Here is a 14,698-nt window from a genome sequence, read left to right as displayed (position 1 = left end):
GTTCGCATTGGTGCGTCTGCCGTCGCGCGCACTGGGTAGGGCTGCGGTGACCCCACTGGACGCCGTACTCGACAAGGAGGCCCCCGTGGCCGCACCCGCACACCTCCTCCTCTCGGCCCTGACCGACACGGCCCTCGCCGACACGCCGCTGTCCGACGCGGGCGCCACCCCCACCGACGCACGCGGTGCCGGTACCTGCGGCGCCGGCCCGTCGGACACGGCCCTGCCCAAACCCGCGGCGGAGCCGGCCGCGGAGCACTGGCCGCCCGCCGAACCCCACCCTCACCTGGACGTCTTCGGCGCGGAGGGCGCCTACGCCGAGACCCCGCTGACCAGTGAGCCGCCGCTGCCCGACGCCGAACCGCTCACCAGCGAACCGCCGCTCGCCGAGGCCGCGCCCCTCACCAGCGAGTCCACCCCCGATGCGGACCCCTGCGGCCCGGGACTGTAGATGACAGCGCCACGGCCGGCCGAGCCCCCGGGCGAGGAACTGTCCCGGCTCGCCGGGCTGCACGGCGTCGCCACCTCCTACGACCCCGCGCCGGGCCGTACGGTGGCCGCCTCCGCCGACGCCATCGTCGCCGTCCTGGCGGCCCTGGACGTCGACGCGAGCACCCCTGAGGCCACCCGCGCCGCACTCGAGGCCCGCGAACGGGAACTGGCGCGGCGGCTGCTGCCGCCCACGGTGGCCGGCTGGAGCGACGCCGGGCCCCCCGCCGCGCTCGCCGCTCTGCCGCCCGGCACCCGGCTGCGGATCGAGACCGAGCAGGGCGGGACCCTCTCCGACGCCGACCGCCTCCCGCCCGGCGTCCACCGGCTGACCGCCACCGCCCCCGACGGCCGCACCGACCGGGCGCACCTGATCGTCGCCCCGCCCCGGCTCCCCGCACCGCCGCGGCGCTCCTACGGGCTGCTCGTCCAGCTCTACTCCCTCCTCACGCACCGCTCCTGGGGCATGGGGGACCTCGGCGACCTCGCCGACCTGAGCGCCTGGGCCGGGCGGGTGCTGGGCGCCGGGTTCGTGCAGGTCAACCCGTTGCACGCGGCGGTGCCCGGGGCGCCCACCGACCCCTCTCCCTACCGGCCCTCCTCCCGCCGCTTCCCCGACCCCGTGCACCTGCGCGTCGAGGACGTCCACGAGTTCGCGTACATCGACCGGCCCGAGGACCGCGAGCGGGTCCAGGTCCTGCTGGAACGGGCCGCGCGGCTGCGCGCCGCCGTGCTCGAGGAGGGCGCGCTGATCGACCGGGACGCGGTGTGGGAACTGAAGCGGGAGGCGCTGGAGCTGGTGTGCCGCGTCCCGCTCGGCCCCGGCCGCGCCGCCGCCCACGCCGACTTCCTCGCCCGCGGGGGACAGCCCCTGGTGGACCACGCCACCTGGTACGCCCTGGCCGAGGTGCACGGTCCGGACTGGAACCGGTGGCCCGCGGGGCTGCGGGACCCGCGCTCCGCCGAGACCGCCCGCGCCCGGGACGAACTGAGGGACCGCGTCGCCTTCCACTCCCGCCTGGCCTGGCTCACCGACGAGCAGCTCACCGCCGCCCAGCGCACCGCCCGCGAGGCCGGCATGCCGGTCGGGATCGTGCACGACCTCGCCGTCGGCGTCCATCCCGGCGGCGCCGACGCCTGGGCGCAGCAGGACCACTTCGCGGCCGGGATGTCGGTCGGCGCCCCGCCCGACGCCTTCAACGCGCGCGGCCAGGACTGGGGCCTGCCCCCGTGGCGCCCCGACCGCCTGGCCGCCTCCGGCTACGCCCCCTTCCGCCACCTGCTGCGGGCGCTGCTGAGCCACGCGGGCGCCCTGCGCATCGACCACGTCATGGGCCTGTTCCGGCTGTGGTGGGTGCCGCGGGACCGCCCGCCCACGCAGGGCACGTACGTCCGCTACGACGCCGAGGCCATGCTCGCCACCCTGGTGCTGGAGGCCTCACGGGCCGGCTCGGTGGTGATCGGCGAGGACCTCGGCACCGTCGAGTCCGGGGTGCGCGAGACCCTGGACCGGCGCGGGGTGTTCGGCACCTCGGTGCTGTGGTTCGAACGCGACTGGGACGGCGACGGCCGCCCCCTGCCCCCGGAACGCTGGCGCGCCGACTGCCTGGCCACCGCCACCACCCACGACCTGCCGCCCACCGCGGCCCGGCTGAGCGGCGAACACGTCGAGCTGCGCCACCGCCTGGGGCTGCTCACCCGCCCGCTGGAGGAGGAACGCGCCGAGGCCGCCGAGGACACCCGCGAGTGGCTGGCGCTGCTGACGGAACTGGGCCTGCTGCGGGGCGCGGGCGACGGCGGGAACGCCGCCACGGAGGAGGACGGGATCCAGGCCGTCCACCGCTTCCTGCTGCGCACCCCCGCCCGCATGGTCGGCCTCTGGCTGCCGGACACGGTCGGCGACCGCCGCCCGCAGAACCTCCCCGGCACCTGGTACGAGTACCCGAACTGGCGCCTGCCCCTCTCCGACGCCCAGGGCCGCCCGCTGACCCTGGAGGACCTCGCCGCCTCCCGGCGGCTGCGGGCGCTGACGGACGTCCTGCGGACCGGGGTGCCGGAACGGGAACGGCGCGAGGAGGGCGACGGCGACGCGGCGCCGGGCGGGGAGTGACGGCGGGGACCGCCGAACGGGGGGTGAGCGACGGCGGGGGAGTGACGTGCGGGACGGGTCCCTTACGGCACCCCGGACGCGCGGTCCGTTCGCACGTTCGCTAGTTTTGCATCGTGGACAAGAAGAACGCCCTGCGCGCCGGCACCCTGGCGGCCGGTACGACGCTGATGATGCTGCTCATGTCGTCCCCCGCGCTCGCGGTGACCCGCGACGACGGTGACGACCCCGGTCCGGGCCTGAGCGTCATCCAGACGCTGGGTTACTTCGTCGGTATCCCGATCGTGCTGTTCCTGGTCATCGCGGGCCTGGTCATGGTCCTGGACAAGTCCCGCAAGCCGCAGGACACCAGCCGGAACGTGAGCGTCAAGCCCAAGGCCGAGGCCAAGGCCTGACCCCGGCCGGACGCAGTTCTTCTGCCGTGGCTCCGCACCCGAGCTGAGTTCCGCGGCGGCCCACCACAGCACGCCCACACCGAGGGCGCCCACCCCGTCCGCGTACGCACGCCGTACGCGAGCGGTGAGGTGGGCGCCCTCGGCGCGTTCCGGGGACGTGTGCGTACCGGGGGCGTGTGCGTGCCCGGCCGACCGTTCAGCTGGCCTGAAAGGAATCATCGGAAAGTTTCGATGGACCTGACGGGTCGGTCGCTGCGACGGTGATGTCGTCCCCCTCGACGTCACCCGCCGACGCACGCCCGTCGCGCGGCGAAAGGAGCTACGTGGCCGCCGTCCTGAACCGGACCACCGAGCCCGCGCCCACCACCGCCGCCCCGAGGGCGACCGCCCTGGGGCTCGCGCTCGCCGCCCTCGCCACGGTCGTCTGGGCCGGCAGCTTCGTCACCTCCCGCGCGCTGCACGACAGCGTGCCGCCCGTACAGCACGCGTTCTGGCGCTGGGTGGTGGCGCTGGCCGCCCTCGCGCCGTTCGGCGCCCGCGCGGCCTGGCGGCAGCGGAAGGCGGTCCGCCGTCACCTCGGCTACGTACTGCTGGTCTCCCTCCTCGGCGTCACCGTCTACAACACCCTGGTCAACCAGGCCGGGCTGACCACCCCGGCCGCCAACATGGGCATGATCATGGCCGCCTCGCCGGTGCTGATGGCGGTCCTCGAACGGGCGGGCGGCGTACGGCTCGGCGCGCGCCGGGTCGTGGGACTGCTGATCGCCTGCGCGGGCGTGCTGCTGCTGGTGGGCGGCGGCGGGAGCGCCTCGTTCACGGCCGGGGACCTGTGGATGATCGTCGCGGCCTGCTGCTTCGGCTCCTACAGCGCTCTGCTGCGCCGCCGCCCCGCCGAACTCGGCGGCGCCGGCTTCCTGTTCACCACCTTCCTGGTCGGCGCCGTGCTGCTCCTGCCCGCGCAGGGCGTGAGCCTCGCCGTCCAGGGAGGTTTCGAGCCGACCCCCGGCACGGTGCTGCCCCTGCTCTACGTCGGCGTGCTCTCCTCCGCCGTCGCCTTCTTCGCCTGGAACCGGGCGATCGCCCTCGTCGGCCCCACCCGCGCCGGAGCCGTCTACTACCTCCAGCCGGTCTGCGTGGCCCTGCTCTCCTGGCTGCTGCTCGGCGAGGCGGTCGGCCGGCTCGGCCTGCTGTCCATGGCCCTGATCCTGGGCGGAGTCGTGCTGAGCACCGCCTCCCGCCGGTGACGGCCGGACGGGCTGCCCCGGGCCGGGCCGGCGCGCGAGGACCGCGGGGCGGGGGGAGGGCGCCCGGAGCGGGGCACGGCCGGCCCGGCCGTCACCGGCGGTGGAGGCCGCACCGGTTCCGGTAGCGTGACCGCATGGCCGAGTGGGACCTGAGGAAGCTGAGGATCCTGCGCGTCCTGGACGAGCGGGGGACCGTCACCGCCACCGCCGAGGCCCTGTGCATGACGCCCTCCGCGGTCTCCCAGCAGCTCGCCAACCTCGCCCGGCAACTGGGCGTCGCCCTCCTGGAGCCGCAGGGCCGCCGCGTGCGGCTCACCGGCGCGGCCCGGCTCGTGCTCCGGCACGCCGAGGCGGTGCACGAGCAGTTGGAGCGAGCGGACGCCGAGCTGGCCGCCTATGTGCACGGCGAGGCGGGCGAGGTACGGGTCGCGGCCTTCTCGACCGCGGTGCCCGCGCTGGTCGTCCCGGCCGTCCGCGCGCTGCGCGGCACCCATCCGGGAGTCTCCGTGCGGGTCCGGGAGGCGGAGGCGGGCGAGGCGTACCGACTGCTGGCCGCCGGAGAGGTGGACCTCGCGCTGTCGCTGGCCGCGCACGCGCCCGGCGCGGTGGACCCCGGCTTCACACGGGCGCCGCTGCTCGCCGACCCGCTCGACGTCGCCCTGCCGCCGGACCACGCGCTGGCCTCGGCGCCCCGGGTGCGGCTCGCCGATCTCGCGGAGGAGGAGTGGATCTTCGGCGGGAGCGGGCCCTGGTCGGACATCACGCGTGCGGCCTGCGAGGCGGCCGGCTTCAGCCCGCGCCAGGGGCATTCGGCGGCCGGGTGGACGGCGATCCTGGCGATGGTGGAGGCGGGAATGGGCGTGGCGCTGGTCCCGCGCATGGCGGCCGAGCGCAGGGACGGCGTGGTGATGCGCGCCCTGACCGAGGACCGGCCGCACCGGCACGTGATCGCGGCCGTACGCAGGGGCGCGGCGGGCGCGCCCGCGCTGGAGAGGGTGCTGACGGCCCTGCGGACCGTGGCCGCCGGCCTCTCCTGCCATGACGGTCAGGCTGAACAGGAGGAGTCCCGCCGGCCCCAAGGTCCCCACAGGCCCCGGAAGCCGCACCAGCCCACGGCCTGAGAGCGCGCGGGCACGGACGAGCGCCGGAGCGAGCGCGGGGCGGGCGCGCGGGATCGAGTACGGGTCCGGGCGCCGGGGGCGAGTACGGCGGCGGGACGAGCACGGGCGCCGGGGGCGGGACGAGCACGGGCGCCGGGGGCGAGTACGGGGGCGGGACGAGCACGGGCGCCGGGGAGTGCGCGAACGCCGGGAACGAGCACGGGCTCCGGGGCCGGATACGGACCCCGGGGCCGGGCACGGGCGCCAAGTACCGGAGCGCGGGTGCGGCGAGGGGCGCCCGGCCGTATCGCGCCGGGCGCCCCTCGCCGTGCCGCCGCCTACAGGGACTGGGCCGCGGCGTCCGCCGCCTGGGCCTTCAGCGAGCGCTCCACGCCCGCGCGGGCCTCCGAGACCAGTCGGCGCAGGGCCGCGTTCGGCTGCGCGGAGGCCAGCCACTCGTCGGTCTTGCGCAGGGTGTCCTGCGAGACCTGCACCGCCGGGTACAGGCCGACCGCGATCTGCTGGGCGATCTCGTGCGAGCGGGCGTCCCAGACGCCCTTGACCACCTCGAAGTACCGGTCGGTGTACTGCGCCAGCAGCTCGCGCTGGTCGGTCTGGACGAAGCCGCCGATGACCGCCTCCTGGACGGCGTTCGGCAGCTTGTCGGAGTCGACGACCGACGCCCAGGCCTCCGCCTTGGCCTCCTCGGTCGGACGGGCGGCGCGGGCGGTGGCCGCGTGCCGCTCGCCGGCCGCGGTCCTGTCCCGCTCGTACTCGGCCTCGATCTCCGCCTCGTCGAACCGGCCGACCGCCGCGAGCCGCTGCACGAACGCCCAGCGCAGCTCCGTGTCGACGGCCAGGCCCTCGATGGTCTCGGAGCCCTCCAGGAGCGCGTTCAGCAGGTCGAGCTGCTCCGGTGTGCGCGCCGTGGCGGCGAAGGCGCGGGCCCACGCCAGCTGGTGGTCGCTGCCCGCCTCGGCGGAGCGCAGGTGCGCCAGGGTGGCGTCGGTCCAGCGGGTGAGGAGGGCGTCGCGGGCGGCCGGGTCGGCGTACAGGTCGAGGGCCAGCTTCACCTGGCGGTGCAGCGACTGCACCACGCCGATGTCGGACTCCTTGCCGATCCCCGACAGCACCAGCGACAGGTAGTCGCGGGTCGCCAGCTCCCCGTCCCGGGTCATGTCCCAGGCCGACGCCCAGCACAGGGCGCGCGGCAGCGACGACTCGAAGTCGCCCAGGTGCTCGGTGACGAAGGCCAGCGACTGCTCGTCCAGGCGGACCTTGGCGTACGACAGGTCGTCGTCGTTGAGCAGGACGACCGCCGGGCGGCGCCGGCCGGTCAGCTGCGGCACGGCGGTCAGCTCGCCGTCCACGTCCAGTTCGATCCGGCCGTCCGCGGCGCGCACCAGCTTGCCGCTCGCCTCGTCGAGGTCGTACAGGCCGATCGCGATGCGGTGCGGGCGCAGCACCGGCTCGCCCTTGGCGCCGGCCGGGAGCGCAGGGGCCTCCTGGCGGACGGCGAAGGAGGTGATGACGCCCTCGGCGTCGGTCTCGATCCGCGGGCGCAGGACGTTGATGCCCGCCGTCTCCAGCCACTTCTTCGACCAGGTCTTCAGGTCGCGGCCGGAGGTCTCCTCCAGCGCGCCCAGCAGGTCGCTCAGGCGGGTGTTGCCGAAGGCGTGCCGCTTGAAGTACGCCTGCACGCCCCGGAAGAACTCGTCCATGCCGACGTACGCCACCAGCTGCTTGAGCACGCTGGCGCCCTTGGCGTAGGTGATGCCGTCGAAGTTGACGAGCACGTCGTCCAGGTCGTTGATCTCCGCCATGATCGGGTGGGTCGACGGGAGCTGGTCCTGCCGGTACGCCCACGTCTTCATGGAGTTGGCGAACGTGGTCCATGAGTGCGGCCAGCGCGAGCCGGGGGCGTGCGCCTGGCAGGCGATGGAGGTGTAGGTGGCGAACGACTCGTTCAGCCACAGGTCGTTCCACCACTCCATGGTGACCAGGTCGCCGAACCACATGTGGGCCAGCTCGTGCAGGATGGTCTCGGCCCGCACCTCGTACGCCGCGTCGGTCACCTTGGACCGGAAGACGTACTGGTCGCGGATGGTGACGGCGCCCGCGTTCTCCATCGCGCCCGCGTTGAACTCGGGCACGAAGAGCTGGTCGTACTTGGCGAACGGGTAGGCGTAGTCGAACTTCTCCTGGAACCAGTCGAAGCCCTGCCGGGTGACCTCGAAGATCGCCTCCGCGTCGAGGAACTCGGCGAGCGAGGGCCGGCAGTAGATGCCGAGCGGGACGGACTGCCCGTCCTTCTCGTACACGCTGTGCACGCTGTGGTACGGCCCGACGATCAGCGCCGTGATGTACGACGAGATGCGCGGCGTCGGCTCGAACACCCAGACGTTGTCCTGGGGTTCGGGGGTCGGCGAGTTGGACACGACGGTCCAGCCCTCGGGCGCCTTCACGGTGAACTGGAAGGTGGCCTTCAGGTCCGGCTGCTCGAAGGAGGCGAAGACCCGGCGGGCGTCCGGGACCTCGAACTGCGTGTAGAGGTACGCCTGGTCGTCGACCGGGTCGACGAAGCGGTGCAGGCCCTCGCCGGTGTTGGTGTACGCGCAGTCGGCGACGACGCGCAGGATGTTGCGCCCCTGGAGCAGGCCCGGCAGGGCGATCCGGGAGTCCTCGAAGACCTCGGCCGGATCGAGCGTGTCGCCGTTGAGCGTCACCTCGTGCACGGCCGGGGCGATCAGGTCGACGAAGGAGGCGGCGCCGTCCTCCGCGACGTCGAAGCGCACCGTGGTCACGGACCGGTAGGTGCCGCCCTCCTGCGCGCCGGAGAGGTCGAGATCGATCTCGTACGAGTCAACGGTGAGCAGCTTCGCCCGCTGCTGCGCCTCTTCGCGAGTCAGGTTTGTGCCAGGCACGCGGTCATCTCCTCGTGATGTGTGGGTGCGGTCATCCTTCCACGTCGCACCGCATGCGGGCGGGCGGTCACCGACTGTCGGTGACCGCCCGCCCGCCGCGATGACCCGTACGGGTCCCACCCGGTGCCGCGGGGCCCGCCCCGCGGTGGACGGCGGGGCCCGGCGGCGTGCCTACGCGCTCAGCTCGGCCGCGACCAGCTCCGCGATCTGCACCGCGTTCAGGGCCGCGCCCTTGCGCAGGTTGTCGTTGGAGACGAACAGGGCCAGACCGTTGTCCACCGTCTCGTCGGGACGGATGCGGCCCACGTAGGACGGGTCCTGGCCGGCCGCCTGGAGGGGCGTCGGGATGTCGGAGAGGGCGACGCCGGGGGCGCCGGCCAGCAGCTCGGTGGCGCGCTCGACGCTGATCGGACGCGCGAAACGGGCGTTGATCTGGAGGGAGTGGCCGGAGAAGACCGGGACGCGCACACAGGTGCCGGAGACCTTCAGCTCCGGGATCTCGAGGATCTTGCGCGACTCGTTGCGGAGCTTCTGCTCCTCGTCGGTCTCGTTCAGGCCGTCGTCGACGAGGTTGCCCGCCAGCGGCACCACGTTGAACGCGATCGGGCGCTTGTAGACGGCCGGCTCGGGGAAGTCCACCGCCGCGCCGTCGTGGGTCAGCCGGTCGGCCTCCGCGACCGTCTTCTGCGTCTGGCCGTGCAGCTCCGCCACGCCCGCCAGACCCGAGCCCGACACCGCCTGGTAGGTCGCGACGACCAGGGCCTGGAGCCCGGCCTCCTCGTGCAGCGGCTTGAGCACCGGCATGGCGGCCATCGTGGTGCAGTTCGGGTTGGCGATGATGCCCTTGGGCCGGTCGGCGATCGCGTGCGGGTTCACCTCGGACACCACCAGCGGCACGTCCGGGTCCCGTCGCCAGGCCGAGGAGTTGTCGATCACCACGGCGCCCTGCGAGGCGACCTTCTCGGCCAGCGCCTTCGAGGTCGCGCCGCCCGCCGAGAACAGCACGATGTCCAGGCCGGTGTAGTCGGCCGTCGACGCGTCCTCCACCGTCACGCCGTCCAGGACCGTCCCCGCGGAACGCGCCGAGGCGAACAGGCGCAGCTCGGTGACCGGGAAGTCGCGCTCCGTGAGGATCCTGCGCATGACCGTGCCGACCTGACCGGTGGCTCCGACGATTCCGACCCTCACGGTGTCTCCCTCTAGGTGTGCTGTGCGTACGTATGTACTCGGCCGAGGCCTTTCCATCATGCGGCCGACCCCGGTCCACCTGTCCAATTCTTTGCGCGCGGCGCCCGGGGAGTGGGACGGACCCGGCCGGGCGGCGGCTGCGGAACCGCCGCGCGCACCCGGGTCGAGCTGCAAAAATCCGCCCGGTGAGGCCCCCGTGCCGCAAGCTGTGCTGCTGGGTGCCTGCCCGCGGTGTTCCCGGCCCATACGGCGGTGTGACGTACGCCTCTGACCGGCGCCGGGAAATTCCGGCGAGCCGTGCCGAACGTTTCGCCCGGCGGCGGCGTCGTAGGACTGACGCGGGGAGGGGAGGGCTTGTGCTGCGCAGAAGGGCGCGCCGGGGCCGGGAGACGGGCCGGGGTGGCGACGATCCGCTGGACGCGGCCCAGGAACGCCGGGTGCGGGCGGTGCTCGCGCTCGGCGGCGTGCCGCAGGCGGACCTGCCGGACGGGGTGCAGCAGGTCCGGCTGCGGCTGCTGGAGCGGGCGGCGAGCGGCCGGGAGGCGCCGCGGGACGTCTCCGCGTGGGCCGCGGTGGTCGCCTCCAACCTCGCCATGGACTGGCACCGCGCCCAGCGCCGCCGGGACCGGCTCGGGGAGCGCCTCGCCGCCCTGCGCTCGCCCGAGCACGCCGCGGCGGGCGAGGACACCCGGCTGCTGTCCCTCGCCGTCGCCCAGGGCCTGGACGAACTGCCCGGCGCCCAGCGCCAGGTCCTCGTCCTGCGCTTCTACGCCGACCTGCCCGTCCGGGAGATCGCCGAGCAGCTCGGCGTCCCGGAGGGCACGGTCAAGAGCCGGCTGCACACCGCCGTCCGCGCCCTGCGGGCCCGGCTGCACGAGAACGAGGTGGTGTGAGGTGGCGGCCGAACGCGAGTCCCACGACGGCGTCGACCCGCTGCTGGCGGCGATCCTGGACGAGCCGCTGCCGCGTTCCGCGGGCGCCGAGGACCTGGCCGAGTACCGCGCGGCCCGCGCCGACCTCGCCACGCTGCGGCGGCAGCTCACGCTGGTCGCCGACGCGCTCGCGCGGCCGGAGCCGGAGCCGGGGGCGGCGGCCCCGGCCGCCTCCCCGGCGACGCCGCCGGGCGCCGGCCGCCCACGGGGGCGGGGGCGTCGGGTGCGGGCCGTCGCGCTCGGCGGGCTGGCCGCCGCCTGCGTCGCCTCCGCCGTGCTGGGGCTGGGCCGGCTCACGGCCCAGGGCGGCATGGGCGACGGCGGGGCCGGCGCCGCGGACCGGGCGAGCTCCGGGAAGGCGGCGGCGGGCTCCCCGTTCGGCGACCCCCGGTACCTCGCCTGCGCCCGGCTCGTCGTCGAGGGCGATGTGACGCGGGTGACGCCGGAGCCGGAGGCCGGACGTCAGCGGGTCACCCTGCGCGTGACCCGGTCCTACGGACCCGGGACGCGGCGGGGGGAGGTCGCCTTCACCCTGGCCGAGCCGCTGGACCTCGCCCCGGGCGCCCATGTGCTCGTCGGGCTCCCGCGCCACGCCGACGAGGCCGACGCCTGGCTCGTCGGGGAGCGGCGGATCGCACCGGAACGGGACCGGATCACCCGCGCCCTGCCCCTGTCCCGCTCCGTGACCTGCGGGGAATGACCGAGGGGCGGGCGCCCGTCCGGACGCCCGCCCCCGTCGCCGTGCGACCCGGTCACCCGGCCGGCGGATCAGCCGGCCGGTGACGCGCCGGGCGCTACGGCACCACCTTCTCGATCCGCACGCTGCCGAGGCCCGCGACCGTGCCGCGCGCGTTCACCAGCTGCACCTGCCCGAAGAACTCGCGTCCCTCGGGCGCGGCGGCGGCCGCGGTGACCGTCCCGGTCACCGTGGCGGAGTCGCCCGTGCCCAGCTTCACCGGCGTCGCGGCGTCGACCGTGACGGTGCCGAGCGCGGCGGAGAAGAACACGTCCCGGTAGTCGTACGCCGTCGATCCGGACGGCACCGAGTAGGCGGCGACCTCGACGGTGTAGGTGCCGGCGGCCGGAGCGGCGATGGAGACCGCCTCCTCCGAGTCGCCGTCGGCGGACTGCGCGACCTGCTTGCCGGCGGCGTCGTACACCTTCAGGTCCAGGTCGGCGGACTTGTCCGAGACGCCTCCGATGGCCACGTCCAGCGACTTGGCGCCCTCGGGCACGGTCACCGTCGTGGTCTGCTTCGCACCGGCCGCGATGGTGGGCCGGGCCGACTTGGCGGAGCCGAGCGGGCCGCCGACGAGCCTGCCGTCCAGGGCCGCGTAGTTGTCGGTCACCTTCCAGGAGGCGGTGGCCGGGACGCCGGCCCTGGCCTCGGGCACGGTCACGGTCGCCGGGTCGAAGGCCGCGCCGAGCACGGTGACGTCCAGCGCGTAGGGGTTGTCCAGGAGCGGCGAGGTGCGGCGCGCCTCGACCTCGACCTCCCACACGCCCGGCTGCGGGTCGGCGTAGGACCGCACGTCGGGCCGGCAGCCGTTGCCGTCGAGGTAGTTGTTGTAGCAGTACGGGGTCGAGGTGTTGTCGACCGGGACGCCGTACGGGTGGATGGCGATGAACCGGGTCTGGCTGCCGTTCCCGAGCCCGCCGATCGCCACCTCGAGGGACTTGGCGCCCTCGGGCACGGTGAGGAAGTACGACCGGGTGCTGTTGCGCTGCACGCTGCCGGAGGCCGCGTACGTGTACTTCACCGGGGCGGAGACAACGACCGTGGTGAGGATCTGCTTGTCGACGCCCTCGGTCGCCGGGTCGTCGAGCTCGAGGATCGCGCTCTTGATGCCGGCGGACTTCGCCTTGGCCCGCACCTTGACGGTCACCGGCCGGTTCAGCGGCAGTTTCACCTCGTCGGAGCCGACGACCTGGAAGGTGCCGTCCGCGTCGTTCTCGAAGTGCAGCTCGTGCCGGACCGCCCGGTCCGGGCCGGAGGTGCGGGTGAGGGTGATGTCGTACGTCCTGCTTCCGCCCGCCTTCAGGCCGCCCTCGCGGTCGTACAGGCCGGTGCCGAAGCCGGGGGTCTTCAGGGCGTCGTCGATCGCGGTGTCGACCGGCGCCTTGACGGTGTAGTCCTCGGCGTGGGCGCCCTTGCGGATCGCCTTCCAGGCGTCCACGACGTTGATCAGGCCCGCGCCCTCCTCGTAGGCCTGCGCGCCCTTGATGTGGTCGGCGGTGGAGGTGAGCGCCGTGCGCAGGACCGCCGGGGTGAGGTCGATGCCCTTCTGCTTGGCGGCGCTCAGCAGCAGCGCCGAGGCGCCGGCCGCCTGCGGGGAGGCCATCGAGGTGCCCTGGAGCATCGAGTAGCCGGCCGGCAGGGAGTAGCCCGCCTCGGGGACCGGGGAGCCGGGCAGCCAGGTCTGGGTGGTGTTGATCGCGGCGCCGGGCGCGGTCAGCGTCGGCGTGAAGCCGCCGTCCTCACGCGGGCCGCGCGAGGAGAACGGCATCATCGCGTACGCGGTCTTCACGCCGGAGCCGTAGTTCGCGGCCCAGGTCTCCTTGGAGATGGAGGCGCCGACCGAGATCACCTTGTCGGCCAGGCCGGGGTCGCCGATGGTGTTGACGCCGGGGCCGGAGTTGCCCGCGGAGATCACCAGCTGGACGCCGTAGGTGTCGATGAGACGCGTGTAGAGCTCGGCGCGCGCGTTGTTGCCGTCGTTGAGCGCGGGCAGACCGCCGATGGACATGTTGACGATGTCGACGCCCCGGTTCACGACCAGGTCGATCATGCCCTCGGTGAGCGCGACGTTGGTGCAGCCGCCGGTCCAGGTGCAGGCGCGCGAGGAGACGATCTTCGCGCCGGGGGCCGCGCCGTTCATCCGCCCGCCGAACAGGCCGTTGGCGGCGGTGATGCCGGCGACGTGGGTGCCGTGCTCGGACTCGATGACGCCGATGTTGACGAAGTCGGCCTTCTTGCCGACCCAGGACCCGCCGTAGGGGTCCATCGGCACGTCCTTGCGGATCTGCACGACGAACGGCTGCCGTTCGGCGACGTCGGTCTTCGGGTCGTCGGTGCCGAAGTACCCGACCTGGAAGCCGTCCTTGTACGGCTTCATCGGCTCGTCGTCGGTGAAGTCGTGGTTGTTGTTCAGGTCGACGCGGACGGTGCCGGCCGCCGGGTCGTAGAGGAGGCCCCAGGAGTCGGTGGTGTCGCCGTCGCGGTTGGCGTCGCCCTTGGCGTCGCCGCCGGCGGTCGAGGACTCCTTGAAGGTGCTGATCTGGTACGAGCCCGCCGGGGCGGTCCAGGACTGGCCGTCGTAGCCGAAGCGCGGCCCGGAGACCGCGGAGACCATCGGGCGCCAGGTGGCGTCGCCGTCGACGATCGGGTCGGTGGCGGTCACCCAGTCGACGATCTTGCGCTCGCCGGTGGTGGTCTTCTGCAGCGCCGGGTGGCCGAGGTCCACGCCGGAGTCGAGGATGCCGATGGTGACGCCCCGGCCGTCCGCCTTCGGGTCCTTCTTCACGAAGTCGACGGCGCCCGTCTCGAAGGACGGGTTGTACGGGTTCTCGGCGGGGGTGGTGCGCCCCGGGGCGGGGTAGGAGGCGGTGCCCTTGCCGGCCGCGCCCTTCGCCGTGTCCCCGGCCGGCGTCGGGTCGTCGAGCCGGATCTCCTGCCGCAGGTCGATGGCGTGCACGGAGGACAGCTTCTCGGCGGCGGCGATCGCCGAGTCCGCCTTCGCGGTCGGCACGGTGGCGCGGACGTAGCCGAGCCGGTCGTAGGCGCGGCCCACCGAGCCGCCCTCGACCGCGTTCAGCTGCTCGGCGACCTGCTCGGTCTGCCCCGGCGCGGTGGCGATCATCATCGTGACGTTCTTGGCGCCGTCGGCCTTGGCGGTGGCCAGCAGGTCGGCGTCGTCCGGACCGAGCTTGGCGCTCGCCGACTTGACGGCCGGGTCGGACGGCGCGGGGCCGTCGCCCTGCGCGGCGACGGCCAGGGGTATCGGCCCGGCCGCGCAGAGCGCGGCCACCACGCCGGCGGCCACGGCCGTGCGGGCCAGGCGTCTCGCGCCCGGGGCGCGCTGGGAGTCGGAGGTCATCGGCATCCCTTGCAGGTAAAGGAACCAGGCGAGTTGCGATCGGGTCCGATCGCAGCCGTCCGGATTTCGGAGCCGGACGATCGCTCAGCTTTACCCAAGGGGAAGATGTTTGTGGAGAGTTGACTCTGGCGGGATGGACCCATGGCGTACTTCCGCCATACGCCACCGGGCACATACCCGTCTGAACCATCCTGTAGGGCCCCATGTCCCGGGAGCGTGACC

10 protein-coding genes are annotated in these 14,698 nt (G+C 74.2%); 7 read left to right on the top strand and 3 right to left on the bottom strand.

The window, feature by feature from the left end:
- Positions 1-223: 223 nt before the first annotated feature.
- From ACF061_RS03860 to ACF061_RS03840, 5 genes are all read left to right on the top strand, one after another.
- Positions 224-451 (top strand): hypothetical protein, encoded by a 228-nt coding sequence (locus tag ACF061_RS03860; RefSeq protein WP_392265389.1) that lies wholly within the window; start codon positions 224-226, stop codon positions 449-451.
- Positions 452-2,599: a 4-alpha-glucanotransferase gene (gene malQ / locus ACF061_RS03855; protein WP_392265169.1), complete on the top strand. Its 2,148-nt coding sequence runs from the start codon at positions 452-454 to the stop codon at positions 2,597-2,599.
- A gap of 113 nt (positions 2,600-2,712) precedes the next feature.
- Positions 2,713-2,991 carry a hypothetical protein gene (locus ACF061_RS03850; protein WP_392265168.1) on the top strand — a complete coding sequence of 93 codons (279 nt, stop codon included), beginning with the start codon at positions 2,713-2,715 and terminating at the stop codon, positions 2,989-2,991.
- A gap of 323 nt (positions 2,992-3,314) precedes the next feature.
- Positions 3,315-4,235 carry a DMT family transporter gene (locus ACF061_RS03845; RefSeq protein WP_392265167.1) on the top strand — a complete coding sequence of 307 codons (921 nt, stop codon included), beginning with the start codon at positions 3,315-3,317 and terminating at the stop codon, positions 4,233-4,235.
- 134 nt (positions 4,236-4,369) lie between these two features.
- The gene (locus ACF061_RS03840; protein ID WP_392265166.1) at positions 4,370-5,356 is read left to right on the top strand and encodes a LysR family transcriptional regulator; all 987 of its coding nucleotides are present in this window, start codon (positions 4,370-4,372) and stop codon (positions 5,354-5,356) included.
- A 317-nt stretch (positions 5,357-5,673) separates the two neighbouring features.
- On the opposite strand, the gene pepN is transcribed toward ACF061_RS03840, so the two are convergent.
- Entirely contained in the window at positions 5,674-8,259 is a 2,586-nt protein-coding gene (gene pepN, locus ACF061_RS03835) for an aminopeptidase N (RefSeq protein WP_392265165.1), read from the bottom strand.
- A 171-nt stretch (positions 8,260-8,430) separates the two neighbouring features.
- Entirely contained in the window at positions 8,431-9,447 is a 1,017-nt protein-coding gene (locus tag ACF061_RS03830) for an aspartate-semialdehyde dehydrogenase (RefSeq protein WP_392265164.1), read from the bottom strand.
- 356 nt (positions 9,448-9,803) lie between these two features.
- Here ACF061_RS03830 and ACF061_RS03825 point away from each other — a divergent pair, with 356 nt between their 5' ends.
- Both ACF061_RS03825 and ACF061_RS03820 read left to right on the top strand, forming a co-directional pair.
- Positions 9,804-10,340, top strand: coding sequence for an RNA polymerase sigma factor (locus ACF061_RS03825; protein ID WP_392265163.1), 537 nt, complete (start codon positions 9,804-9,806; stop codon positions 10,338-10,340).
- A 1-nt stretch (position 10,341) separates the two neighbouring features.
- Positions 10,342-11,079, top strand: a complete 738-nt coding sequence (locus ACF061_RS03820; RefSeq protein ID WP_392265162.1) for a hypothetical protein — start codon at positions 10,342-10,344, stop codon at positions 11,077-11,079.
- A 94-nt stretch (positions 11,080-11,173) separates the two neighbouring features.
- On the opposite strand, the gene ACF061_RS03815 is transcribed toward ACF061_RS03820, so the two are convergent.
- Positions 11,174-14,476 carry a S8 family serine peptidase gene (locus ACF061_RS03815; RefSeq protein ID WP_392265161.1) on the bottom strand — a complete coding sequence of 1,101 codons (3,303 nt, stop codon included), beginning with the start codon at positions 14,474-14,476 and terminating at the stop codon, positions 11,174-11,176.
- Positions 14,477-14,698: the final 222 nt, after the last annotated feature.

Origin of the sequence: Streptomyces sp. NPDC015220 (assembly GCF_043079345.1) — a bacterium.
Classification (GTDB): domain Bacteria; phylum Actinomycetota; class Actinomycetes; order Streptomycetales; family Streptomycetaceae; genus Streptomyces.
This window is presented reverse-complemented; position numbering and strand designations above follow the sequence as displayed.

Coding starts and splice junctions, on each gene's coding strand:
- ACF061_RS03815 (WP_392265161.1), bottom strand. CDS start 14,476: ATGACCTCCGACTCCCAGCGCGCCCCGGGCGCGAGACGCCTGGCCCGC.
- ACF061_RS03840 (WP_392265166.1), top strand. CDS start 4,370: ATGGCCGAGTGGGACCTGAGGAAGCTGAGGATCCTGCGCGTCCTGGAC.
- malQ (WP_392265169.1), top strand. CDS start 452: ATGACAGCGCCACGGCCGGCCGAGCCCCCGGGCGAGGAACTGTCCCGG.